The sequence below is a fragment of the Alkalibacillus almallahensis genome, from assembly GCF_011761495.1.
GTDB lineage: Bacteria > Bacillota > Bacilli > Bacillales > Alkalibacillaceae > Alkalibacillus > Alkalibacillus almallahensis.
The window spans coordinates 11,853-33,964 of sequence record NZ_JAASRU010000004.1 but is presented as its reverse complement, the minus strand read 5'-3'; the positions used below and the strand labels follow the sequence as shown (position 1 = coordinate 33,964).

Annotated in this window: 25 protein-coding genes; 17 read left to right on the top strand and 8 right to left on the bottom strand. The window is 38.0% G+C overall.

The window, feature by feature from the left end; genetic code table 11:
• Nucleotides 1-211 precede the first annotated feature (211 nt).
• Together FHR85_RS04735 and FHR85_RS04730 are read left to right on the top strand one after the other, a co-directional pair.
• Entirely contained in the window at nucleotides 212-991 is a 780-nt protein-coding gene (locus FHR85_RS04735; RefSeq protein WP_167261643.1) for a polysaccharide deacetylase family protein, read from the top strand.
• Nucleotides 992-1,072: 81 nt separating this feature from the next.
• On the top strand, nucleotides 1,073-1,945 hold the full coding sequence (locus tag FHR85_RS04730) for a DNA-3-methyladenine glycosylase family protein (RefSeq protein ID WP_167261634.1): 873 nt from the start codon (nucleotides 1,073-1,075) through the stop codon (nucleotides 1,943-1,945).
• Nucleotides 1,946-1,985: 40 nt separating this feature from the next.
• Here FHR85_RS04730 and FHR85_RS04725 read toward each other — a convergent pair whose 3' ends face one another.
• Complete coding sequence (locus FHR85_RS04725; RefSeq protein ID WP_167261632.1) at nucleotides 1,986-3,320, bottom strand: PulJ/GspJ family protein; 1,335 nt, start codon at nucleotides 3,318-3,320, stop codon at nucleotides 1,986-1,988.
• 31 nt (nucleotides 3,321-3,351) lie between these two features.
• Between FHR85_RS04725 and FHR85_RS04720 the strand changes: the two genes are divergently transcribed.
• The 9 genes from FHR85_RS04720 to FHR85_RS04680 all read left to right on the top strand — a co-directional run bounded on the left by FHR85_RS04720 (nucleotide 3,352) and on the right by FHR85_RS04680 (nucleotide 10,650).
• Nucleotides 3,352-3,768: a type IV pilus modification PilV family protein gene (locus tag FHR85_RS04720; RefSeq protein ID WP_167261630.1), complete on the top strand. Its 417-nt coding sequence runs from the start codon at nucleotides 3,352-3,354 to the stop codon at nucleotides 3,766-3,768.
• Nucleotides 3,765-4,262 carry a type II secretion system protein gene (locus FHR85_RS04715; RefSeq protein WP_167261628.1) on the top strand — a complete coding sequence of 166 codons (498 nt, stop codon included), beginning with the start codon at nucleotides 3,765-3,767 and terminating at the stop codon, nucleotides 4,260-4,262. The genes FHR85_RS04720 and FHR85_RS04715 overlap by 4 nt, the downstream gene beginning before the upstream one ends.
• An 86-nt stretch (nucleotides 4,263-4,348) precedes the next feature.
• On the top strand, nucleotides 4,349-6,007 hold the full coding sequence (locus FHR85_RS04710) for an ATPase, T2SS/T4P/T4SS family (protein ID WP_167261626.1): 1,659 nt from the start codon (nucleotides 4,349-4,351) through the stop codon (nucleotides 6,005-6,007).
• A gap of 21 nt (nucleotides 6,008-6,028) precedes the next feature.
• Nucleotides 6,029-7,237 (top strand): type II secretion system F family protein, encoded by a 1,209-nt coding sequence (locus tag FHR85_RS04705; RefSeq protein WP_167261624.1) that lies wholly within the window; start codon nucleotides 6,029-6,031, stop codon nucleotides 7,235-7,237.
• Between the two features lie 21 nt (nucleotides 7,238-7,258).
• On the top strand, nucleotides 7,259-7,729 hold the full coding sequence (locus tag FHR85_RS04700) for a type II secretion system protein (RefSeq protein WP_167261622.1): 471 nt from the start codon (nucleotides 7,259-7,261) through the stop codon (nucleotides 7,727-7,729).
• A gap of 100 nt (nucleotides 7,730-7,829) precedes the next feature.
• Nucleotides 7,830-8,582, top strand: a complete 753-nt coding sequence (locus FHR85_RS04695; RefSeq protein ID WP_167261620.1) for a prepilin peptidase — start codon at nucleotides 7,830-7,832, stop codon at nucleotides 8,580-8,582.
• A gap of 13 nt (nucleotides 8,583-8,595) precedes the next feature.
• Entirely contained in the window at nucleotides 8,596-9,558 is a 963-nt protein-coding gene (pilM, locus tag FHR85_RS04690) for a type IV pilus biogenesis protein PilM (protein WP_167261618.1), read from the top strand.
• Nucleotides 9,558-10,109 (top strand): hypothetical protein, encoded by a 552-nt coding sequence (locus tag FHR85_RS04685; RefSeq protein ID WP_167261616.1) that lies wholly within the window; start codon nucleotides 9,558-9,560, stop codon nucleotides 10,107-10,109. The genes pilM and FHR85_RS04685 overlap by 1 nt, the downstream gene beginning before the upstream one ends.
• On the top strand, nucleotides 10,093-10,650 hold the full coding sequence (locus FHR85_RS04680; protein ID WP_167261614.1) for a hypothetical protein: 558 nt from the start codon (nucleotides 10,093-10,095) through the stop codon (nucleotides 10,648-10,650). Before FHR85_RS04685 ends, FHR85_RS04680 begins: the two co-directional genes overlap by 17 nt.
• 163 nt (nucleotides 10,651-10,813) lie before the next feature.
• Here FHR85_RS04680 and FHR85_RS04675 read toward each other — a convergent pair whose 3' ends face one another.
• From FHR85_RS04675 to FHR85_RS04655, 5 genes are all read right to left on the bottom strand, one after another.
• Entirely contained in the window at nucleotides 10,814-11,587 is a 774-nt protein-coding gene (locus FHR85_RS04675; RefSeq protein WP_167261612.1) for an ABC transporter permease, read from the bottom strand.
• The gene (locus FHR85_RS04670; protein WP_167261610.1) at nucleotides 11,587-12,495 is read right to left on the bottom strand and encodes an ABC transporter ATP-binding protein; all 909 of its coding nucleotides are present in this window, start codon (nucleotides 12,493-12,495) and stop codon (nucleotides 11,587-11,589) included. The genes FHR85_RS04675 and FHR85_RS04670 overlap by 1 nt, the downstream gene beginning before the upstream one ends.
• A 3-nt stretch (nucleotides 12,496-12,498) precedes the next feature.
• The gene (locus FHR85_RS04665) at nucleotides 12,499-12,687 is read right to left on the bottom strand and encodes a PLDc N-terminal domain-containing protein (RefSeq protein WP_411954915.1); all 189 of its coding nucleotides are present in this window, start codon (nucleotides 12,685-12,687) and stop codon (nucleotides 12,499-12,501) included.
• Nucleotides 12,688-12,796: 109 nt separating this feature from the next.
• Nucleotides 12,797-13,348, bottom strand: coding sequence for a GNAT family N-acetyltransferase (locus FHR85_RS04660; RefSeq protein ID WP_167261607.1), 552 nt, complete (start codon nucleotides 13,346-13,348; stop codon nucleotides 12,797-12,799).
• A gap of 297 nt (nucleotides 13,349-13,645) precedes the next feature.
• Nucleotides 13,646-14,551, bottom strand: coding sequence for a TIGR01777 family oxidoreductase (locus tag FHR85_RS04655; RefSeq protein WP_167261605.1), 906 nt, complete (start codon nucleotides 14,549-14,551; stop codon nucleotides 13,646-13,648).
• A gap of 67 nt (nucleotides 14,552-14,618) precedes the next feature.
• Between FHR85_RS04655 and recX the strand changes: the two genes are divergently transcribed.
• Complete coding sequence (gene recX, locus FHR85_RS04650) at nucleotides 14,619-15,440, top strand: recombination regulator RecX (protein WP_167261603.1); 822 nt, start codon at nucleotides 14,619-14,621, stop codon at nucleotides 15,438-15,440.
• 16 nt (nucleotides 15,441-15,456) lie between these two features.
• On the opposite strand, the gene FHR85_RS04645 is transcribed toward recX, so the two are convergent.
• Entirely contained in the window at nucleotides 15,457-16,113 is a 657-nt protein-coding gene (locus FHR85_RS04645) for an SDR family NAD(P)-dependent oxidoreductase (RefSeq protein WP_167261601.1), read from the bottom strand.
• Between the two features lie 82 nt (nucleotides 16,114-16,195).
• On the opposite strand from FHR85_RS04645, the gene FHR85_RS04640 reads away from it, so the two are divergent.
• Complete coding sequence (locus FHR85_RS04640) at nucleotides 16,196-16,528, top strand: YfhH family protein (protein WP_167261599.1); 333 nt, start codon at nucleotides 16,196-16,198, stop codon at nucleotides 16,526-16,528.
• Between the two features lie 413 nt (nucleotides 16,529-16,941).
• Here FHR85_RS04640 and FHR85_RS04635 read toward each other — a convergent pair whose 3' ends face one another.
• On the bottom strand, nucleotides 16,942-17,919 hold the full coding sequence (locus FHR85_RS04635; protein WP_167261597.1) for a metal-dependent hydrolase: 978 nt from the start codon (nucleotides 17,917-17,919) through the stop codon (nucleotides 16,942-16,944).
• A 37-nt stretch (nucleotides 17,920-17,956) separates the two neighbouring features.
• Here FHR85_RS04635 and mutY point away from each other — a divergent pair, with 37 nt between their 5' ends.
• The 4 genes from mutY (at nucleotide 17,957) to FHR85_RS04615 (ending at nucleotide 21,897) form a co-directional block, all read left to right on the top strand.
• The gene (mutY, locus tag FHR85_RS04630; RefSeq protein WP_167261595.1) at nucleotides 17,957-19,039 is read left to right on the top strand and encodes an A/G-specific adenine glycosylase; all 1,083 of its coding nucleotides are present in this window, start codon (nucleotides 17,957-17,959) and stop codon (nucleotides 19,037-19,039) included.
• A 79-nt stretch (nucleotides 19,040-19,118) separates the two neighbouring features.
• Nucleotides 19,119-19,346, top strand: coding sequence for a gamma-type small acid-soluble spore protein (locus tag FHR85_RS04625; RefSeq protein WP_167261593.1), 228 nt, complete (start codon nucleotides 19,119-19,121; stop codon nucleotides 19,344-19,346).
• A gap of 166 nt (nucleotides 19,347-19,512) precedes the next feature.
• Nucleotides 19,513-20,043 carry a nucleoside tri-diphosphate phosphatase gene (gene ntdP / locus FHR85_RS04620; RefSeq protein ID WP_167261588.1) on the top strand — a complete coding sequence of 177 codons (531 nt, stop codon included), beginning with the start codon at nucleotides 19,513-19,515 and terminating at the stop codon, nucleotides 20,041-20,043.
• Nucleotides 20,044-20,130: 87 nt separating this feature from the next.
• On the top strand, nucleotides 20,131-21,897 hold the full coding sequence (locus FHR85_RS04615; protein WP_167261586.1) for an ABC transporter ATP-binding protein: 1,767 nt from the start codon (nucleotides 20,131-20,133) through the stop codon (nucleotides 21,895-21,897).
• The last annotated feature ends 215 nt before the right edge of the window (nucleotides 21,898-22,112 follow it).

The window sequence follows — 22,112 nt, the reverse complement described above, 5'->3', positions numbered from 1 at the left end:
TTAAACAAAGAGAGGGGATTGTTAAACATTCCCCTCTCTTTGTTTCATAATTGAGCATCAATGTTTAATAATATGGCCAAACTGTTAAACAATGTTAGCGGATTGTTTAACAATTGAGGTTTTGGTTGAAGTGCGGTGAAACCTTCCAATTATAATTTTCGTTAAATCATGGCAAATTAATAATAGCATGCAACAATTGGGAGGAAATTTCATGAAAAAAATAATACTGATCATAATTAGTTTGATCTTATGGTCACCACTTATTCAAGCAGAAGAAATATCAAATGAATCGTATGGTTATGGTTATAAAAAACAATATAACGAGGAGCCACCTGATTTAGGTTTTTATGGTCCATTAATTGAAAAGTACAATGGATTTTACATGGGCGGTGGCTCTGATAAGACGATTTATTTAACATTCGATAGTGGTTATGAGTTAGGTTACATGGAACAGATGCTGGATGTATTAGAAGACAAACAAGTTCCTGCTACGTTTTTCCTATCAGGTCATTATATTGATGACCAACCTGAATTAGTCGAACGAATGGTGAACGACGGGCATATAATCGGGAATCACTCAGATGACCACCTCGACTATACGAAAGCGAGCGAAGAGGAAATACGACAAGATTTAAAACGTTTAGATGATAAAATTAAAGAAACGACTGATCAACAACATGTCACATATTTCCGCCCAGCTAAAGGTGTTTTTAGCGAACGAACCTTAAAATTAACTGATGAACTTGGTTATACGAATATCTTCTGGTCGGTTTCGTTAGTTGATTGGGAAGAAAGTCAGCAAAGTAGTTGGCAACAAGCCCTTGATGATGTATTGAAACAGGTTCATCCAGGTGCGATTATGCTTATGCATACGGTCACAGAAGATAATGCTGAAGCACTTAGTCACTTGATTGATGAATTACGGGAACGAGGCTATCAATTTGAATCATTAAATGATCTCGTCTGGCAAAAATACGTGCCTTTTGGGTAGAGTCAATTTTTTGCGAAAAGGGTATGTAAAGTTGTAAACTGTATGTATTGAAACAACCACACAATAAAGGGAGAGGTCATGATGTGGAAAGAGTACTACCATGCAGCGGGGTTATATGATTTTGATTATTCACTGCAACGTTTAAATATGGATCCTCTTATTAACGTAAATTTACGCGAACGATGGGTGGATGTGCCCGTCCGATTGGAAAATGGGGATCAGTGTGTTGTTCGTGTTAAAGGAGAGGGGACGACTGAAAAACCTGTCTTTTCTGTGATGTCCGATTATGATGAAGAACAAGATGTCATCTTTGAACATATCCGTAATTTATTTCAGTGGGACCGTGATTTACAAGATGTAGTCGATTTCTTTGAAGATACACGATTAGCGAGATTGTTTTTCGTTCATCCAGGGACACCAATTGTCCGTGATTTTGCTTTGTATGATTCACTTATGAAAGTAATTATCCATCAACAACTGAATATGAAATTTGCTTATACACTTTCAACGCGATTCGTACAGAAATTTGGTGAAAAGATGGATGGCGCTTGGTTTTATCCGACACCTGAAAAAGTTGCGCAACTGGATTATCAAGACTTAACGGATCTTCAATTCAGTCAACGAAAAGCTGAATACGTGATTGATACGTCACGCGCGATTGTGAATGGTGAATTGGACTTACCAGGAATGGCGAAGATGACCAACCAAGAGGTGATGAAATCGCTTGGAAAAGTACGTGGCATCGGCCCGTGGACTGTCCAAAACTGGTTACTATTCGCACTCGGACGCGAAGATCTCTTCCCAGCTGCTGATATTGGCATTCAGAATGCACTTAAACACGCTTGGAAACGAGAAGAAAAACCGAAGAAAGCAGAAATTGAAGCGGCTGCTGAAGAATGGTCACCATACCGTAGTTATGCAGCGTTGACGCTTTGGCGGAGTATTGAAGGTTAAAAATAAAGACAGAGGCTGTGTCAAAACAGCCTCTGTCTTTTTATTTGAATGGTATTTCGTCTAGATCGTCTAAGTACTCATTGATATTTCTGAACTCAGCTGACGAACCACCATTTTCTAAATTAAAGCCGTCCCTAGCAATCACAACGCCTGAGAATTTAGGCCCGTCGTAGCTAACACTACCATTAGGTGCGACAATTAAGCCTTCTACTTCAGACCAATTCGTGTCAATCGAGACGTCACCACCTGCAACGATGATGAAATCAGAAGGGCTACGGTTGTTTGTATGGACATTGACATCGCCAGTAGAAAAGATCCGATCATTGTTACTCAAAGTACTTGAATTAACATAGTTGTTTTCGGTATACCAATTTTCATCTCTTAATTCTGGTAAGTCATTAGGTGGAATATCTGGATAGCTAGAAGCATCGAACTCGCCTGTTCGTAACTGTTGGTGCTCTGAGTTATTAGTATTACTAATGATGTTGCCACCAATATAAATATTATCAACATTGATATCCGCTGAATAATTATTAAAGATTACATCACCGCTAACATAAATTGTATCCGCATTAACGACAGCACTACTTCCAAAAGTCAAATCCCCATCAATATAAATTTCCTCAGAATTCATCGTCGTACCGCCATTATTTAAGTTTAAGTGACTACGAATGTTAATAAGAGAAGTGACACCACTCACACCAAATTCAGAGCTAGAATTGACATTTACTTGTTGATTGGGTTTATTAATATGAATTTCATTAACAGAAATTTGTCCTGCTGTGTTAAATGATAAGTCAGATGGGGTATTATTATTTATGACCATTTTCCCATTAGCACTTGAGAATCCAGCACTACCATCAACAGAGATGTTGCTAGAATAAACAAATACACTTTCCTCACGAATGTAATCGATTAAGTCGACACTTTGTTCTGGAATCGTAATTGAAACCAATTCTTCTCTGTTTCGTTCAGCTTTAGGGTGGATTTTTGTGTTCACTTCAAATTGTTGGTCTTGATTATTCATAATGATAAATGAGATTGAGAGGGTTTCTGTCGCATCCACTGTTGTACATGATCCATTAATAGGGTTATGATTAATCATAAACTCATTGAATACATAATTTGAGCGTTCAAACGTGCTCGTACAAATTTCATAGTCACTCTCATTAGTTTGATGTGATTCTCGCATTTGGGTAATGATGTAGTTTGCCTCTTGTCTAATATCCGTATGTGCTTGCGTTTTTTCATTGTATTGAAAGGTATTACCGAGCACATTAAAAGCTAGAATCGATATGATTGATAGAATCGCTAAAGCCCCTAAAACTTCGACAAGTGTGACACCTTTTTGTTGAGTAAGATATTTATTGATCATTAAAATCACCTATTTATCGTGAGGTATAAAAATGAAACGATTTAAAACAATTATACAAAATCATAAAGGTTTTTCATTAATCGAAGTCTTAGCTGCTTTAGTCATTCTAACGATTGTGTTGACTTCGTTTATTGGTTTCTTCTCACAGTCTATTATACTATCTACTCAAACGGAAGACGAACTAACAGCTGTGAACGTTGCTGAAAAAGTGTTAACAGAAATCAAAGAAGACCAAAGTCAGATTGATGCTTTAAATCGTTCTACCTTTACTGAAAATAATCGAGACTTTTTTCCTATCATAACAGTAATTGATGACAACGACCATGCTGAACTAGAAAATGAGCTTGATTTACAACAAGTTAAAATTGAAGTTTTCGAATCGCTTGAAAACCAAGAGCAGCCCAGCGCTACGATATTCGGGTATATTCAGGAAGGGGGCGAATCTTGAAGATGCTAAAAGAACAAAATGGTGCAGCTTTAATTGTCGTATTAATCACCATCGCGATTATTGGTGTGATGATCCCTTCTATTATGTCGAATATTACTACAAGTGCGAATCAATTTGAACGGTCTGAAGAATATACGCAGGTTAATGCTTTAATTGATATGGGTGTCGAATTCACACATTCTGTCATCGAGGATAGTCGTGACGGCGCTAAAGAAAGTACTGAGTCTTGGCTTGAACAGAGTAACGCAGACCCTGATAGCATTATTTCTTACTTTCGTGAACAACTAAATCAATCCTTACGTACAAAGGAATTAAATAACGGTGTTCGAATTGATGTTGGTGAAGAACACGGTTTTATAACAGAGCTTAATTCGATTTCAGTTGAAGACCAATCCATTGAAGTCGATTTTGTAGTAACACCTGTTTTAGAAGGTGACGAATTAGAAGATGACCAGGAAGTTGGGTCTAAAATAATAGAACTAGAATTTAACTGATAATAATGTCGCATTTAGTAGAAAAACAACGTATAATTGATTAATAAATAGAAAAGGTTATTTTCACGGCAGAAAGGACGTTGTCTGTGCCACGTAGACAAAGATTACGAATTGGTGAATTGTTAAAACAAGAAGGCTTTATCAATGATCAACAACTGAGCCAAGCACTTGAGGAAAAATCGCCTGATCAAAAATTAGGGGATAAATTGATTCAGGAAAGTTACATAACAGAGTTGCAATTGATCGAAGTCTTGCAGCAGCAACTGGACATCTCACATGAACGTTTAAATAACTATCCATTTGACCGGTCTATTTTAAATCTAGTGCCTAAGCAGTTTGCGATTGATAACAGTGTGATTCCTCTTAAACGTGATGGGAATCGGTTGTATGTCGCGACGGCTGACCCGCTCGATTATTTCGTCATTAATAATTTAAGACTGCAAACAGGTTTTAAGATTGAACCAGTGATTGCAATCAAAGATGAAATTCGCCAAAGCATCATGAAAATGTATGAACGTGAAGATTTTACTGATGAATTTGCCGAGCAAGCACCTAAAGAAGAACGTCAGGATTTGTCATTAGAAGAGGAATCTTCACCGGTTGTTAAGTTGATGAATCAATTGATCCAGCAAGCTGTTGTTGAAGGGGCAAGTGATATTCACGTTGATCCGCAAGAAGAGCAAGTCGTTGTACGATTACGAGTTGATGGTGCTTTAAGACATGAGCAATTTTTGGCTAAAAATGTCCAGTCCTCACTAACGACACGCATTAAAATTATGGCCAATCTAGATATTACACAGCAAAAAATTCCCCAAGATGGACGCATTAAACGGTTAGTCGAAGGACGCGATGTTGATTTACGTGTTAGTACGTTGCCAACGATATTCGGCGAAAAAGTAGTAATCCGTGTCCTTGATACAATGTCAGTTTCGAATCGAATGGATCAAATCGGTTTCGAACCAGATAACTTAAATAAGTTCCGAACAATGATTGAAAAACCTTATGGCATCGTCCTGCTTACAGGCCCTACTGGTTCAGGTAAAACATCGACTATGTATGCCGCCCTCACGCATTTAAATGAAGAGGAATCGAACTTAATTACGTTAGAGGATCCAGTGGAATATGAATTAGAAGGTGTTAATCAGATTCAAGTGAACTCTAATGTCGGTTTAACATTTGCATCGGGTTTACGGTCCATTTTACGGCAAGACCCGGACATTATCATGGTCGGTGAGATTCGTGATGGTGAAACGGCGAATATGGCTGTACGAGCTTCGATTACAGGTCACCTTGTTCTGAGTACCCTTCATACAAACGATTCGACTGGTGCGATTAATCGTCTCGTCAATATGGATGTGGAAATGTTTCTAGTTGGAACTTCGGTGAATGGGATTGTAGCGCAGCGACTTGTTCGAATGATTTGTCAGGATTGTGAAACGACTCGACCAATCAGTCAGTTAGAGCGAGATGTGTTTAATCGTTATGGCATTGATTTAGACGAGGTAAAAAAAGGTAGCGGCTGTGCTACGTGTAATAATACAGGCTATCGTGGCCGGACAGCCATTCATGAAGTGCTGTTAATTGATGAGGTTATAAGGGAAGCAATCTTAGATGGTAAAACAAAAATTGAAATCGAACGAATTGCGAAACAGCAAGGGTTCACACGATTGTTCGAGGATGGATTACGGAAGGTTGAACGCGGTGAAACAACGTTAGAAGAAGTTTATCGTGTTGCCTCAGAGTAATAGAGTGATGGGGGAATCATAATGGCTTCTTTTAAATATGAAGCCGTTGATTATAACGGTGAGCATCGAAAAGGTAAGCTTGATGCGTATAATGCAGAGTTGGCTAAAGCCCGTTTACGCGATGAAGGGTTGCGCATAGAAATAATTGAAGAAATCCCAAGTACGATTTGGAATAAGGATATTTATTTTGGAAGTCCAGTGAAAAATCGAGATTTTGTTGTGTTTCTACAACAATTTGCTGCCCTATTAAAAGCAGGATTGACGATTGTAAAATCTTTAAGTATTTTACGTGAACAAACGAAGCAGAAGTATTTAAAAGAAGCATTATACTATATCGAAATTGATATGCGCCAAGGGAATTCCTTAACAGCTGCCTTGAAAAAACACCCACACATTTTCTCGAATATCTTTATCAACATGGTTCACAGTGGTGAAAGCAGTGGGTCATTACAAGCAACATTAGAAAAACTAGCAAGCTATTATCAAAAACAATATAAAACCAAGCAAAAGATTCAATCGACGTTTTCTTATCCAGCAACTGTATTTGTCGTAGCTATTGCGGTTGTTATATTCCTAATGATTTATGTCGTGCCGGAGTTTGTCAGCATGTTTGAACAATTTGATGCTGAACTTCCATTAATTACGCAATTTGTTTTAGGAACTAGTGACTTTATGACTAGTTATTGGCACATACTTATGTTATCATCGATTTTAGTCGTATTGATGTTTATATTGCTGTTTAAACGGGAATATAGTCGATATAAGATCGATTATTACTTATTGAAAATTCCAGGTTTTGGGACTTTGGTCATAAAGTCAAACATGGCACAAATGTCACGAACATTAAGCTCATTATTGTATAACGATGTACCTATTATCCAAGCACTTGAATTGACTCAACAAACTATTCGTAACCGAGTGATCCAAGAAACCTTAGACGAAGCACAAATTTCATTAAAAAAAGGGCAATCAATGGTTGCTCCTATGCGAGAGCATTGGGCCTTTCCATACTTAGTAACACAAATGATCGAAGTCGGGGAGCAAACGAATGCTTTACCTGACATGCTTGAACAAGTCGCAGATTTCTATGAAGAAGATGTCGACACAGCGACAGAACAATTTAAGTCATTATTAGAACCTGTTTTAATCGTATCTTTATCATTAATCGTTGGAGTCGTTGTACTAGCTATTGTGATTCCAATGTTTGATCTATTTAACCAAATTAATTAGGGAAAAGGGAGAGAGTTATTGATGTTAAAACGCATCTTAAAGAACCAGAAAGGTATTACACTAGTCGAATTACTAGCTGTAATTGTTATTTTAGGTATTATTGCTTTAATTGCGGTACCAGCGATTGCGAATGTTATTGAAGATTCACGTTATGACTCTGTGAAGTCTACAGCGATTAACGTGATTGAGTCTGCAGAGTTGTATGCGACAACGAATGACGTTGAAGAAAATGGTGAAAATGAGGTAATAGTTGGGTTGGATACATTGAGTGATAATGATTATATTGATACCTCATCTTTTGATGATAATACTACATTAGGTGACGTGACAGTCAATGTAACTGAAACGCCTTTCACAATTAATGGCACCCTGGATGATGGCAATGTTTCTATTAATTTTAGCAATGCAACTGTACAAGATATTAATGATGCAAATGCGTCCGATTTGAGAAATGATTCTGAGGGTGGAACAGCATCGATTAGTGGGTCCTAAACCTATTAACGTTTAATAATGTAATTCAGAGCGCGGTCTAACCGCGCTTTTTTACCATAACAAACTCTCAACCTATTAAATCATACAGGACTGATGACAGGTGATTTGGATAACGCTTTACATATTTGTTTTAGGCCTTGTATTAGGCTCGTTTTATAATGTGGTTGGCATGCGTGTGGCTGATGGTGAATCGATTGTGACGCCCAGGTCGCATTGCCCGAGATGTGGTCATGTACTTAAAAGTTATGAACTTATCCCCGTATTATCTTATTTATTTCAAAAAGGTCAATGCCGACAATGTGGCGTGAAGATTTCACCTGTTTATCCGTTTTTTGAAGTGTTAACAGGTGGGTTGTTCGTTTACGCTTTTTTTCATATTGGTTTTCACATTGAACTTTTTTTAGCGTGGTTACTCATTAGCTTGCTGATCATTATTACGATTAGTGATTGGTATAAGCAGTTGATCCCCGATCGTGTATTAATTGCATTTGCTATCATCATTTTGGCGTGGCGAATCTGGATGCCAACTGAACCTTGGTATGATAGTTATTTAGCAGCGTTACTAGGATTTGGTTTATTGCTACTTATTGCGATTGTCAGTCGCGGTGGCATGGGTGGCGGTGATATTAAATTATTTGCGGTGTTAGGGCTTTTTTTAGGTGTTCAAAAGACATTACTGACTTTGATGCTTGCCTCAGTTATTGGCACGGTGATTGGCTTAGTTTTAATGGGATTAGGTAGAGTGAAGAAAGGAAAACCAATTCCTTTTGGTCCGTTCATCGCTTCAGGGGCTTTAGTGGCTTATTTTTATGGTGATCCATTAATCAATTGGTACTTATCTTTAATGTTATAGGTGGATGAAATATATGGCTAAGAAACAAATCGTTAATCTTGAGATTAGAGATTATGTGATTCGTTATACAGAAAGTCGTCGAGATAAAACCCAAGTCGAGCGGATGGGGGAACATTATATTCCAGCGGGCATCATCAGAGGTGGCGTCATTGAAGATCGTGAGCAATTTGAACGCGTATTAAAGACGTGTGTGAAAAAATGGCGCTTAAAACGAAAAACTGTTCGTCTCATTATGCCAGACTCACTCGTCTTTATCCGCCGAGAAGTGTTGCCACTTAATATAGCCAAAAATGAAATTCGAAACCATATTCAGTTTCATTTAGGGGATACGATCCATTTGCCTTTTGATGAATCTGTTTTTGAGACAGTTTATATTCAAGAATTAGAAGATGGACACGAAATTAGTTTAATCTCGACTGATCGCTCGATTGCGAATCAATACACGCAAATTTTAAATGAATTAGGCATGCGAGTGGAATCAATCGATATTTCACCACTGAGCTTTTATAGGGTTCTCTATAGTCATAGTATTGCCTCCAATGAAGATCATTTATTATTAATCAATTATAATGTGGATCAAGCCACATTTAGCGCTTTTCGTTTTCATACGCCTATTTTCTTGCAAGAATTTGATTTAGATTCAAGTGACCAAACAATCGATCAACTAGGTCCTACATTGTCGAAGGAAGATTTTCATGAAGAGACTGTGATGGATGAATTGGAAGATTTGATTATAGAAGTCGAACGAGTTGAACGTTTTTATCAATATATGATTCAAAACTATGAACAGCAGTTTACGCAGATTGCAATCACTGGTGACCATCCTTATTTAGAGGACATTATGGTGACGCTTGAAGAGAGGTTTGAGACACCTGTTGTAACCATTCAAGATGAACAAGTCGTCGGACCTAAAGGGATGACAGTGGCTTCACGTTTTCATATGGTCTATGGCATGGCATTAAAAGGTGGTCTATAATGTTACCTGATATTGACTTACGACCCAAAAAAGAAAAAAAGAATCGCACTGGATTATTTCCGATCATCTTCATACTCGTGGTGACATTGATGGTTGTAGGTGGATTCGGTTATTGGACTTGGACGCTGGAGCAAGATAACGCTTCATTAGAACAAGCATTACAACAACAAAAACAACAAAATGACGCGTTACAGTCTGAATTAGAAGGTGATGAGTCCGAACAACAGTCTGAGCAAGTGGAACCATTAGTGACACAAATGGAAGCAGCTATTGTTGAAATGGAGCCCATTATGAAGACGATTACGGGTTATGTTCCCCGTAATGGTGATTTAATAGCGTTTAATGAACAAGAAGGTGTCATTGAATTAACGGTCCAGACTGAATCAAATGAAAACGCAGTAGCATTTTACCAGGATTTAAGTGAGGTTGAGTCGTTCCATGATGTCATGATTCGAACCATTGATTATATGGAATCAGAAGATTATTATTTAACGAATTATACAGTGTACCTCCAAGCGGAAGAGGAGGAGAACGATGACGAAGCAGAATAAGCGGATGATCTTAGTCGGAATAGCAGTCTTGTTATTGGCTGCTGGTGCATTCTACTATTATGTTATTTTCGACTTACAACAGACGAATCAGGAATTATCAGATGATCTAGATTTTGAAGAACGACGGCAAACTGCACTTAGTGATTCACTAGAGAATCAGGAAGCAGAGGAAGACGTAAATGTCGATACATTGCGCGATCAATTGCCAGAGTCACTAAATGAAAATGGTGTCATTCGTTTATTAAATGATGCAAGTGGTGCCACCAATACTACGATTGAAACAATAAACTTTGTACAAGATGACCAAGTTTCTTCGAATGAATGGTTTAGTGACGTGAGCTCGGAAGAAATGATTGACGTTTTATCAATGGAACTGAGTGGGACATCAGGTTCTCATCAATTGTTTCAGCAGTTTATTAATAGAATCGAACAAGATGCGAGATTAGCGCAATTAAACAATGTGCAACTTCAGCAAAATGAAGGGGACTACACGTTTCAAGTGACGATGACAGTTTTTGCTTATCCGCTTAAAGAAGATTAAAAGGCTTTCGCCATGAATTTGGGCGAAAGCCTTTTATTTGGTAGCATAATTAACATTTCCACCTAGTTATTTAACAGTTCTTTTAGATTGTCTAACATTCTCGTTGGATTGTCGAACAAAGGCGGCACATTGTTTAACAATGCGCCGATTTTGTTTAACAATGTTAGTGCATTTCCTGTCTTTTGAGCAGGATAATGGATAACCATAATAATAGAAGACTGATGATGATGGCGATTCCTGTACTGAAATAAAGGTCCGTTTCGATTTCACCTGAGAAAATGTAGGTGCCAATATAATCTGAAATTAACATCGGGCTCCAAGTAATGACATGATCAAAAATAGACGTGAAGGCATTTAATACAACGACTGTAAAAATAGATAGAAAAGCCACAAGCCCAGGTGATGTTAGAAAGCTATTAAAAACCATGACGATGCTTAAAATCAGCATAAAATAAAATATATAAAAGATCGCGCTAGTCAGCAATTGGGTAAAGGCAAGGTCTCCAAATAAAACGGTGACATAATACCAGCCTGTAATGAGTGCCAAGATGATCGACACGCTTAGGAGTGTCATCATAGCTGTGAATTTAGCTGTCATATAATGGCTATAACGAACAGGCTTAGATAAGATTAGCTCATAAACCCCTGTACTGAGTTCTCGTGAAATCAGTCCCATTGATATGACAACAGCGATTAAAACACCTAACATATTCAGTTGATTAAAACTCATGATCATAGCTTCACCAACGGAAGGAGTCGGGATATCTATTGTAGCGCCTTCTGGAACGTTACCAGCTGATTCTAGTATAATCGGCATAAAATAAGCAGTTAAAGGGTCCATGACGGCGAATAAAATAAAGACAATTGGAACCCAAATCCACTTGAAATGACGCCAATGGTCGAGCATTTCTTTCTTGTAAATGGTTTGCCACTGCATTATTCAGTCACCGCCTTTATAAATATATCTTCAAGTGAGGCAGATAAGACTTCAAATTTCGTTAAATTCCAGCCTTCTGATTGAATAACCTCGAGTAATTGTGCTCTAGCTTCATTGACGTCATGAACAGTGATAGCGAATCCAGTATTTTCTCGTTTAATATTAAATACTGAATTAAACTCTTTTAGACGTTCTTCAATAAATTTAGGCTCGTCTTGAAACGCTAGATAAATGGTTTTCGTTTCTTGTTGACTATGTATCTCTTGAATTGCGCCTTGTTTTAGAAGTTTACCATGGTTTAAAAGTAAAATATCATCACTAACCTCTTCCGCATCGTTTAAAATATGAGTTGAAAAAAGAATGGTTGCATCCTTTTTCAGTTCTCGGATTAAATTGAGTACCTCTCGGCGTCCAATTGGATCTAATGATGAAACGGGTTCATCAAGAATAATTAATTGAGGGTCGTGCATTAAAGCTTGTGCAATCCCAAGTCGCTGCTTCATACCACCTGAATACTTCCCGATTCGCTTCTGTTTATCATCACTTAGTCTGACAAGGTCAAGCAGTTCATGTGCTTTTGTTTTAGCTTCGTTTTTGGATAGATAAGCGAGTTTACCTACATAAATTAAGAACTCTTCTCCAGTCATCCAATTATGAAAGACAGGGTACTGCGGTAAATAGCCAACATAATGGCGAATATCCTTCGCAAATTGTTCTTCATTAAATTGAATGTTGCCTTGACTTGGTTTAATAAAGCCGGCTAACATGCGGAGCGTCGTAGTCTTACCAGCACCATTTGGACCAAGAAGAGCAACGCATTTACCAGGTTCTAATTTAAATGATAAATCATCGACAACTGTATGACCTTGAAATGTTTTGGTGAGATAGTTTGCAGACATAATCGCCATTATTTATCCCTTCCTTCCCACAATAAAATAAATAATCGGGCCAGCAAGATTTCCGAATATAATAATCAAGATCCATACCCATTTGGGCCCGCGTGTTGCCTCGACACGACGCAGATCAATTAGGGCAACAATGATTAAGATTAGTTGTAAAATCACTAATGGCAGAATTAACTGTATGATCAAATCGTCCAAAAGAATCTCCCCTTTTAGTTCCATTATAACCGATAATGCTGAAATTTTTTCAATATTATTGGCAATTAATATAAAAAACCTTCCTACTCCAAAGTAAGAAGGTTATCATTTATGCTTCTAATTCACTAATTTCAGCTTGATGTTGATCGTTTAAGTAGAACATAAAGGCCTCTTTATAGACTGCGAACAGGTCATATTCTTTCTCCCCTTGGTTAATCCGTTCATAAACTTGAGGATACGTGTCATTCGCTTGAGTAGCATAGCCTAATTTATGGACCGCTTTGATGGAACGGTGATTGATTTTATTCACCTTCAAAAAAACTACTTCTATATCACATTGTAAGAATATTTCCGATAAAAATAACTCTTTCGCATATTGATTATACCCTTGGCCGAAGTAGGGCTTACCTAGCCAAGTAGCCAAAAATCCTTTTCCGTCCTCAATATCATAAAGTGAAATAGCACCGACTGGCGACTCGAATTCATCTAAAATCGTACGAGAAATTAATTCACCGTTTTCTTCACGTTGATTCATTTGATTAATAAAAAAGTAATACTCCTCGGTGGACTTTGCGGTTTCCCGTACAAAAGGTTTAACAGCTTCATCATTCAAAAGTGGAAAAAGTGTTGGCACATCATGTAATTCACGTTTTTTAAGCATAAAAAATACCCCCTAAACAGCATAGTTTACGAGGGTGATGCTTACGACAGGCGTAGGCAGTGGGTGCGATCACCCTCGAATTTTTATTAATTGCACATCTTAATCAAGAAGTTGCATTCAATGCACATAAACAAAAATCCGGGGTGGGAATCGAACCCACTAGAACCACTCATATTCGAGCAGTGGCGCACCATTTGCCTTCCCTTTACTTTGACTAAACAAATTTTACAACAGGTTTGCCATTTTGCATATAGGTATTTATCATTTTTTGAAAAAATTTTTTGATCATTCTTCAGTTTATTGATAGATCTCCTCTAAAGCTTCTTTTAGAGTTGGAAAATGGAAGGTATAACCAGATTCAAAGAGGACTTTTGGATAAACGTATTGCCCTTCTAATAACAGTGTACTCATGTCACCCAATGCTGTTCGAATAGCGAATGATGGTGCAGGGATCCAATGTGGGCGTTTTAACGCTTGACCAAGCACTTTTCCAAATTCCTTATTACGTTTCGGATTAGGAGCAGTAAAGTTAACAGGGCCTTTAATATCACTGTGTTCAATCACCCAGTCGTAGCCTTTAACCACATCGTAAATGTGAATCCAAGACATCCATTGTTCACCAGAACCAAGTGGACCACCAGCGAATAATTGATACGGTAAGGCCATCTTCGGTAGCGCACCATCATGACCATCTAATATGAGTCCAAAACGTGTTTTAATCACACGAATATCGAGAGATTTTGCTTCGTCAGCTTCTTTCTCCCACATATCACATACTTCAGCTAGAAAGTCGTTTCCAGGCTGTTGGGTTTTTTCAGTAAAAATATCCGTTTCTGATGTGCCGTAATAGCCGACAGCTGAAGCATTAACAAATGTGTGGGGAGGCTGTTGCATCGCTCCCATGATTCGAATGAGCTCACGTGTTGTTGTCATACGGCTTTCTAAAATACGTTCTTTTCTTTCCTCAGTCCATCGTCCACTGTTCAATGATTCACCAGCTAAATTAATAAAAACATCAGCATAGCCGATTTCAAGTTCTGGTTGACCATTTGGTGTTAACCATTCGATGTAGTGGATGTTATGATCTGACTGATACTTGTTAGGGTTACGCGTCAAAATAATAATTTCATCGTCTTTTGAGCTGAAATGATCGACGAGATGTTGCCCTACAAAGCCTGTTCCGCCTGCGATTACAATTTTCAAACGGATGTACCTCCTTTGAATCCTGTATTATAATAGGTGTAGTAAAACGTTAGGGGTGACCTGTCTGATGGTCAAGATAAGTAAAATTACGCAACAAAAAAAGCATCAAGATCGCTTCAATATTTTTATTGAACGACAAGGCAGTGAAGTTTTTGCTTTTGGTGTCCATGAAGATCTATTAGTTCGCTATGCCTTGAGAAAAGGGATGGAACTATCAGATGATGACATGAACGAAATCCAAAAACAAGATGCCATGTACAGGTACTATACCCTGTCTATCAATTATTTAAGCTACCGAATGCGTGCAAAATCAGAAATCAGTGATTATTTAACCAAAAAAGAAGCGAGCCAACAAGATATTGACTATGTTTTAAATCGGTTAGAACAAGAGGGCCTTGTTGATGATATGGCATTTGCCGAAGTTTATGTGCGTTCAAAAATGAACACTTCATCCAGCGGACCTAATAAAATTAGACAAGAGCTTAAACAGAAGAAATTGACTGAGGAGCAAATAGTACAAGGATTATCCCAATACTCTCAGGAAGATGAAGTCGACAAATTAGTCAATTTGATTAATAAAAAAATGCAATCTAATTCCAAGAAATCATTTCGAGAACAACTTAACCAAGCTAAACAAGCCATGATGCAAAAAGGTTTTTCGCGTGAAGCGATTGATCTGGCTGTTCAATCAATTGATTTGTCAGCTGATGAAGATGACGAAAAAGCAGCTGTTTATTACCAAGGTGAAAAAGCTTGGCGAAAATATGCTCGCAAACATGAAGGCTATACCCTTGAGCAAAAAGTCAAAGCAGCCTTATTTCAAAAAGGCTTTCAAGGTGAGCATGTTCAACAATTTATTGAAGAAAAAAAGCAGGAAGAGTCGTCATAACTCTTCCTGCTTTACTTTATTCAACATGAATTTCAGGACGGCCATCGTCTTTTTCGACAATTTGCTTTGCATAATCATCAGGTGAAGGAAGGACTGATGGGTCGTCAATATAGTCGCTGTCATCCCAGAATGGTGTGTTCATGCCACCCATATAAACAGCTGAAATAGCGATGTTTTCGTCAACTAATTCTTTTTGTAAGCTTTCTGTAAAACCACGTTGAGCGAATTTACTTGCGCAATAAGCTGATTCTTGTACTTTACCGTAAAGACCAGCTGTTGAAATGATATTTAATATACGACCGTTCGCTTGAATAACGTGGTCTAATAAATGTTTGGTCGTATAGATTAAACCATTCACATTAACGTTAACCATTGTGTCAATTTCCTGTTTTTCGAGGTCGTCGATGGTATTAAAGAATCCGATACCTGCATTATTAATCAATAAGTCAATCGGTCCAACTTGTTTAGCAAGAGATTGGACTGAATTCCAATCAGTAATATCGGCAGTTAATGTTTCAGCTTGTCCGCCTTGCTTTTCAATTTGTTCTTTTGTATCAGCCAATTTATTTTCAGTACGTCCGACTAAATAGATCGAATAACCTTGTTTAGCGTAGCGTAAGGCTAAAGCCTGTCCTAAACCAGAGCCGCCACCTGTAATGAGTGCTTTTTTCATGATCATACCTCCTTGAACCATAAGTATTTTTATTATGCCTTGAATTTGATAAGATGTAAATGAAGTTGAAAGGAGAATTGTCATGCAACGTCGCTATAGTCAATATACTGTCGAGCAATTACGCGAAGAAATTGCTGACTTAACAGAAAAAGCACAGAAAGCTGAACAACTTGGGATGGTCAATGAATACGCCGTCCATCAACGGAAAATCGTGATGGCTAAATCATACATGCTGAACCCACGTGAATATCGTCGTGGCCAAGTTTATGAAATCAATGGCTCACCATCGGAAAAATTTGAGATTGCTTATATGAATGGCGTTTTTGCTTGGGGAACAAGAAAAACAAAACAGGACGAAGTTGTAAACGAAGAAGAAGCTCTCCCAATCGCACTCTTAATCGATCGGTTAGATTAATTATTTAAACTGATGACCTATAATTGGTTGTCAGTTTTTTTCTGAAAGTGAACAGTTTTGAAATTCATTTGCAGTTAATTAAATTATAGTGGAATGAGCTACCTAAATACTAATTAGTTATACGCTTTGTAAAGCTTAGTGTTGATTATTAAGTAGTTTAGCACTTAGTTGTTGAATTGTGAGGAGCGAAGGCGGCGACTCCTGTGGGAACAGCACGCGTCTCGAGACCCTCAGAGGGCCACAGGATGTGGGTCACTTCGGCGTTTGTGATTGACGTCCGGCAGTTCCTTTAGTTGCCGAGGAGGCTCGAGCCGTGCCTGCGGAAAGCGTCCGCCGAAAGCGGATCACAATATCAACAACGGGCTTAAACAAACCGAATAAAAACCAGCCAAAATTACTTTGACTGGTTCATTTTAAGTCAGCGATTCAAGTTTTTTTTGTAATTTCTCTTCGGAATAAATCCAACCCGTATAAGATGTTAAAATATTATAGAACTTATCTAACGTGACGACAGCGACGAATGGATAATGGCCGTCTGTGCGATAGCGTAAATCGATAAAGCGAATTTCAGTATAATCATCATGACGTTCAATCTCATACCGATAAACGGGTGAGAAATTTCTAAACGATTTAACGTTATCATCTTGAAAGGCTGCATTCATTTCAGTTGAATCTGGGAAATCCCGTTTTTCAAAGGTGTCCTTGATGTCGATATGACCGTGATCATAATCGGCAACAAAATAAAATTTAGGTGTCTCAATAACAACACGCCATTCATTATGTCTAATAGTAGGCTGTGTGATGATTTTCGTCGCACTTGGGAAATGCTTCTGTAAAATATCGGTGATTTCTTTTTTATCAAGAAATCGTTTAATATAGTATAAGAAAACGACAAAAAATATTGCCCCGTAGGTAATGACAGGGTCCGCTCCTAGTAACCAGGCAATGGCTCCAGCTGAAAATAAGCCAAATATATACGGATCAAATGTACTGATCCAGCCAAGCGCTATCCATTTATTCACAAAAGGCTTTAACGCTTGAGTTCCATATGCATTAAATATATCGACAAACACATGAAGTATGACGGATAATAAAATCCAACCCCAAAGATGGCTGAATGATGCATCTTGGAAGATTAGAAATAATGGTAACGATACAATCAAACTCCATAATAAAACAGCTAATGGAGAATGCGATGATCCACGGTGATGGCGTATATATGTGGCATTATCTTTAAATTTAAAAAATGTATCAAAATCAGGAGCATGTGAACCAATGATGGCCCCAATAAAAACGGCGTGAAATAGCTCAGGGTTTTGTTCAACGGCGGGGTCGATTGTAGCCAACCCACCGATGGCGACGCCCATAGTGATGTGGGTTGCCGTATCCAATGGTTTATACCTCCTTAGAATAAGTTAGGTGATAAGTATGTCTAATAAATCCTCTATATCCATACCCGTTTTATTTGATGGTCAAGCATTCAGAAATGATTTGATTAACTGGTACTACGATCAGAAGCGGGATTTACCTTGGCGCCGAACACAAGATCCTTATCATATTTGGGTCTCAGAAATTATGTTACAGCAGACACAGGTCGACACAGTTATCCCTTATTTTAAACATTTCATGAATCATTATCCGACTGTGTATGAACTGGCTCATGCAGACCAACAAGATGTGTTAAAGGCGTGGGAAGGGTTAGGTTATTACTCACGTGCCCGCAACCTTCATGATGCTGTAAAAGAAGTAGTGTCTACATATAACGGGCAAGTACCAAGTGATAAAAAAGAATTGAAAAAATTAAAAGGCGTCGGTTCTTATACGCAAGGTGCGATTTTAAGTATTGCGTTTAATCAACCAGAACCTGCAGTTGATGGCAATGTTATGCGTGTGATGTCACGTGTTTTAGAGATTGATGAAGATATTGCTAAGCCGAAAACAAAAACGGTATTTGAAGATATAATTCGTGACATTATTTCAGAGGAAGATCCTTCAGCTTTTAATCAAGGATTAATGGAATTAGGAGCATTAATTTGCCAACCTAAAAACCCGAGATGTGATCAGTGTCCTGTCCAATCACATTGCCAAGCCTATGCTAAAGGAATCCAAACTGAACTTCCTGTTAAAACAAAGGCGAAAAAACAAAAGCAGGAAACTTACTTTACTCTTATTTTACGTGATAACACGGGAAATTATTTGATCGAAAAACGACCTGATGATGGATTGTTAGCCGGTCTTTGGCAATTTCCATTATATTCTCAAGAAAAATTTACTGAAACATCATTAATTAATTGGTTTAAAGAACATTACGGTGTATCAATTACGTTAACATCTCATCTTGGACGAGTTAAACATGTGTTTTCACATGTTATATGGGAAGTCGACATATTAGAGGCTGAAATCATTGATCAAGACCGTCCGAATTTAAATGGTGAATGGGTTGATGATGAGTTAATTAGAACTTATCCATTACCGAATGTACAACAAAAGGTGCTCAATAAGCTGATTTGAAATTAGATTTTTTTGGAAATGATATTTTGGATAACACACCGCTAATTTGGTTAGATTAATCAATGCGGAGGTGATATCAATGGCTAAGAAGAACCAACGTCAAGCGCAGCAACAACCAAACCAGCAAGCTGCGCAAACTAACGCACAACAAGTTAAGCAACAAAATCAACAATCTCAGCAAGCTCAACAAGGTCAATTTCAGCAAGAATTTGCTTCTGAGACAGACGCGCAAGAAGTGAAGCGTCAAAATCAGCAATCTCAACAAAAGAAACAGCAGCAAAATCAGCAAAACCAAAAAAACCAATAATGACATGATTTAATCATGCATCATGTGGGAAGAAGCACTCCTGGTATATGGAGTGCTTCTTCTTTATTTTCACGCAACATAATCGAATTCAGTCGATTGATATGGTACAATGTCGATATTGGAATGACGTTGTCAATGAAAGTAAATAAAGAAGGAAGGGTTAGCGATGATGATTCCTGAAGACGGAGATGAAATCGAAATTCGCAGCTATAAACATAACGGCTCATTGCACCGTGTTTGGGAAAAAACAATCGTTTTACATAGCGATGAAACAACCTTAATCGGTGGCAACGATCGTGTGAAAGTAACTGAAAGTGATGGTCGCACGTGGCGAACGCGTGAGCCTGCTATAACTTATTTCACAACAGATTATTGGTTTAATATCATTTCCATGATGCGACAAGATGGCATTTATTATTATTGTAATATCAGTTCACCATATGTGGTCGATCATGAAGCGTTGAAATATATTGATTATGATTTAGATATTAAAGTATTTGCTGATGGCTCTTATAAGATTTTAGATGAAGATGAATATGATATTCACCGTAAGAAAATGAATTATCCTGATGTTTTACAACAAATCTTGTATAAACAATTGCAGATATTAGAACAATGGGTACAAGGAAGAAAAGGGCCTTTCGATGCGGCGTTTGTGGAAAAATGGTATGATTATTATCGTAGAAATTACAAGTAATCAGTGAAATAACAATCGTAACGTAGAACGCTTGTCCTATGACAAGTGTCTTTTATTTGTTAGGCAACGAAAGAAGGTGACAAGAAATTGGATAGTATTAAACGTTATTTGCAGTTTGTAAAGCCTTATAAATGGAAAATAGCGTTAACCATATTAGTCGGTATTTTAAAGTTTGGTATACCTTTAATTATGCCGCTGATCACGATGTATGTGATTGATGATATTTTACGTGCAGATGATTTAACAACAGCTGAGCAAATAGACAAATTGGTTTGGATTATGGGAATTGCTTTCTTTGTCTTTTTAGTTTTACGTCCGCCGATCGAATATTTCCGACAATATTTAGCGCAGTATGTGAGTAGTAAAATTTTATATGACATTCGTGATCATTTATTCGACCATATACAACGTTTAAGTTTGAAATTTTATTCAAAAACTAAAACGGGTGAAATTATTTCACGTGTGATTCATGACGTAGAGCAGACCAAAACATTTGTGGTAACAGGTCTAATGAATATTTGGCTTGATATGGGAACGATATTAATTGCGCTTGGCATTATGACCTACCTTGATCCTCTATTAACGCTTACAGCTATTGTGTTATTCCCGGTTTATGGTTTTTCAGTGAAGTATTTTTATTCTAGACTGCGAGAGTTAACCCGTGATCGTTCACAGGCGTTAGCTGAAGTACAAGGACACTTACACGAGCGTGTGCAGGGGATGCCAGTTATTCGTGGTTTTGCCTTAGAGGATCATGCTCAAAATGAATTTGACGAACATAACGGAAAATATTTAGATCGAGCGCTGCGATTTACGAACTGGAACGCTAAATCATACGCCGTCACTCATACAATTACGGATTTAGCGCCATTAGTTGTCTTAGGATTAGGCGGTTATTTTGTGTTAGAAGGCGCTGTAACGATTGGTGTTATGGTCGCGTTTGTTCAGTATATGCAACGTGTGTATAATCCACTGCGTCGTCTAGTGAATAGCATGACTCAACTTACACAAGCACACGCTTCAATGGACCGTGTCTTTGAGTTTATGGACGAAGAATATGACATAGTCGACCGACCAAATGCTAAAAAATTGGAATCAGTTCATGGTGACGTCACGTTTGAAAATGTGTCATTTAAGTATGATGATGAAGAGGAATTAGTTCTTAAAAATGTTGATCTATCGGTTAAGAAAGGTGAGACCGTTGCACTTGTAGGAATGAGTGGGGGCGGTAAGTCAACGCTTGTTAGTTTGATCCCTCGTTTTTATGATGTGGTCGATGGCGCGGTTAAAATCGATGGTTATGATGTCCGCGATCTTCAAGCTCGTTCATTACGTGATAAAATCGGAATGGTTTTACAAGATAGTATTCTTTTCAGTGATTCGATTGAAATGAATATCCGCATGGGAAATCCAGATGCGACAAATGAAGAGGTTATTCAAGCGGCTAAAGCTGCCAATGCCCATGAGTTTATCATGGAATTTCCAAATGGCTATAATACATTAGTTGGTGAGCGCGGAGTGAAATTGTCTGGTGGTCAAAAGCAACGTGTCGCTATTGCACGTGTCTTCTTGAAAAATCCACCATTATTAATTTTAGACGAAGCAACCTCAGCACTTGATTTGGAAAGTGAACACTTGATTCAAGAAGCGATGTCAACATTATCCGATAGTCGGACAACCTTTGTTGTTGCTCACCGTTTATCTACGATTACACATGCCGACCGAATCATTTTAATGAATGATGGAGAGATCAAAGAAGAAGGAACACACGAAGAATTAATGCAACAACGAGGTTTATATTATAATTTATTCACTGTACAAGAGTTAGACCAGCATGAAGTCAATCATGTTTGATTAGAAGGACCTGACTATATGATGATATAGTCAGGTTTTCTTTATAAAATATCGTGTTGATCATTCTTTTGTTAAGCATTTAGTTGTTAAATTGTGAGGAGCGAAGGTGGCGACTCCTGGTCGACTAAAAGCGGTCACGTCCTGTGACCAACGTCGACATTAGGCCGTCCGGGCCGTCACAGGAACAGCACGAGTCTCGAGACCCCCAGAGGGCC

Bases quoted from the DNA above. Each gene is read 5' to 3' on its own strand.
- FHR85_RS04645 (WP_167261601.1), bottom strand. From the start codon at position 16,113: ATGAAAAAAGCACTCATTACAGGTGGCGGCTCTGGTTTAGGACAGGCT.
- FHR85_RS04680 (WP_167261614.1), top strand. From the start codon at position 10,093: ATGACGAAGCAGAATAAGCGGATGATCTTAGTCGGAATAGCAGTCTTG.
- FHR85_RS04725 (WP_167261632.1), bottom strand. From the start codon at position 3,320: ATGATCAATAAATATCTTACTCAACAAAAAGGTGTCACACTTGTCGAA.
- pilM (WP_167261618.1), top strand. From the start codon at position 8,596: ATGGCTAAGAAACAAATCGTTAATCTTGAGATTAGAGATTATGTGATT.
- FHR85_RS04730 (WP_167261634.1), top strand. From the start codon at position 1,073: ATGTGGAAAGAGTACTACCATGCAGCGGGGTTATATGATTTTGATTAT.
- FHR85_RS04660 (WP_167261607.1), bottom strand. From the start codon at position 13,348: ATGCTTAAAAAACGTGAATTACATGATGTGCCAACACTTTTTCCACTT.
- FHR85_RS04700 (WP_167261622.1), top strand. From the start codon at position 7,259: ATGTTAAAACGCATCTTAAAGAACCAGAAAGGTATTACACTAGTCGAA.
- ntdP (WP_167261588.1), top strand. From the start codon at position 19,513: ATGATGATTCCTGAAGACGGAGATGAAATCGAAATTCGCAGCTATAAA.
- FHR85_RS04675 (WP_167261612.1), bottom strand. From the start codon at position 11,587: ATGCAGTGGCAAACCATTTACAAGAAAGAAATGCTCGACCATTGGCGT.
- FHR85_RS04720 (WP_167261630.1), top strand. From the start codon at position 3,352: ATGAAACGATTTAAAACAATTATACAAAATCATAAAGGTTTTTCATTA.
- FHR85_RS04640 (WP_167261599.1), top strand. From the start codon at position 16,196: ATGCAACGTCGCTATAGTCAATATACTGTCGAGCAATTACGCGAAGAA.
- recX (WP_167261603.1), top strand. From the start codon at position 14,619: ATGGTCAAGATAAGTAAAATTACGCAACAAAAAAAGCATCAAGATCGC.
- FHR85_RS04705 (WP_167261624.1), top strand. From the start codon at position 6,029: ATGGCTTCTTTTAAATATGAAGCCGTTGATTATAACGGTGAGCATCGA.
- mutY (WP_167261595.1), top strand. From the start codon at position 17,957: ATGTCTAATAAATCCTCTATATCCATACCCGTTTTATTTGATGGTCAA.
- FHR85_RS04670 (WP_167261610.1), bottom strand. From the start codon at position 12,495: ATGGCGATTATGTCTGCAAACTATCTCACCAAAACATTTCAAGGTCAT.
- FHR85_RS04685 (WP_167261616.1), top strand. From the start codon at position 9,558: ATGTTACCTGATATTGACTTACGACCCAAAAAAGAAAAAAAGAATCGC.
- FHR85_RS04625 (WP_167261593.1), top strand. From the start codon at position 19,119: ATGGCTAAGAAGAACCAACGTCAAGCGCAGCAACAACCAAACCAGCAA.
- FHR85_RS04735 (WP_167261643.1), top strand. From the start codon at position 212: ATGAAAAAAATAATACTGATCATAATTAGTTTGATCTTATGGTCACCA.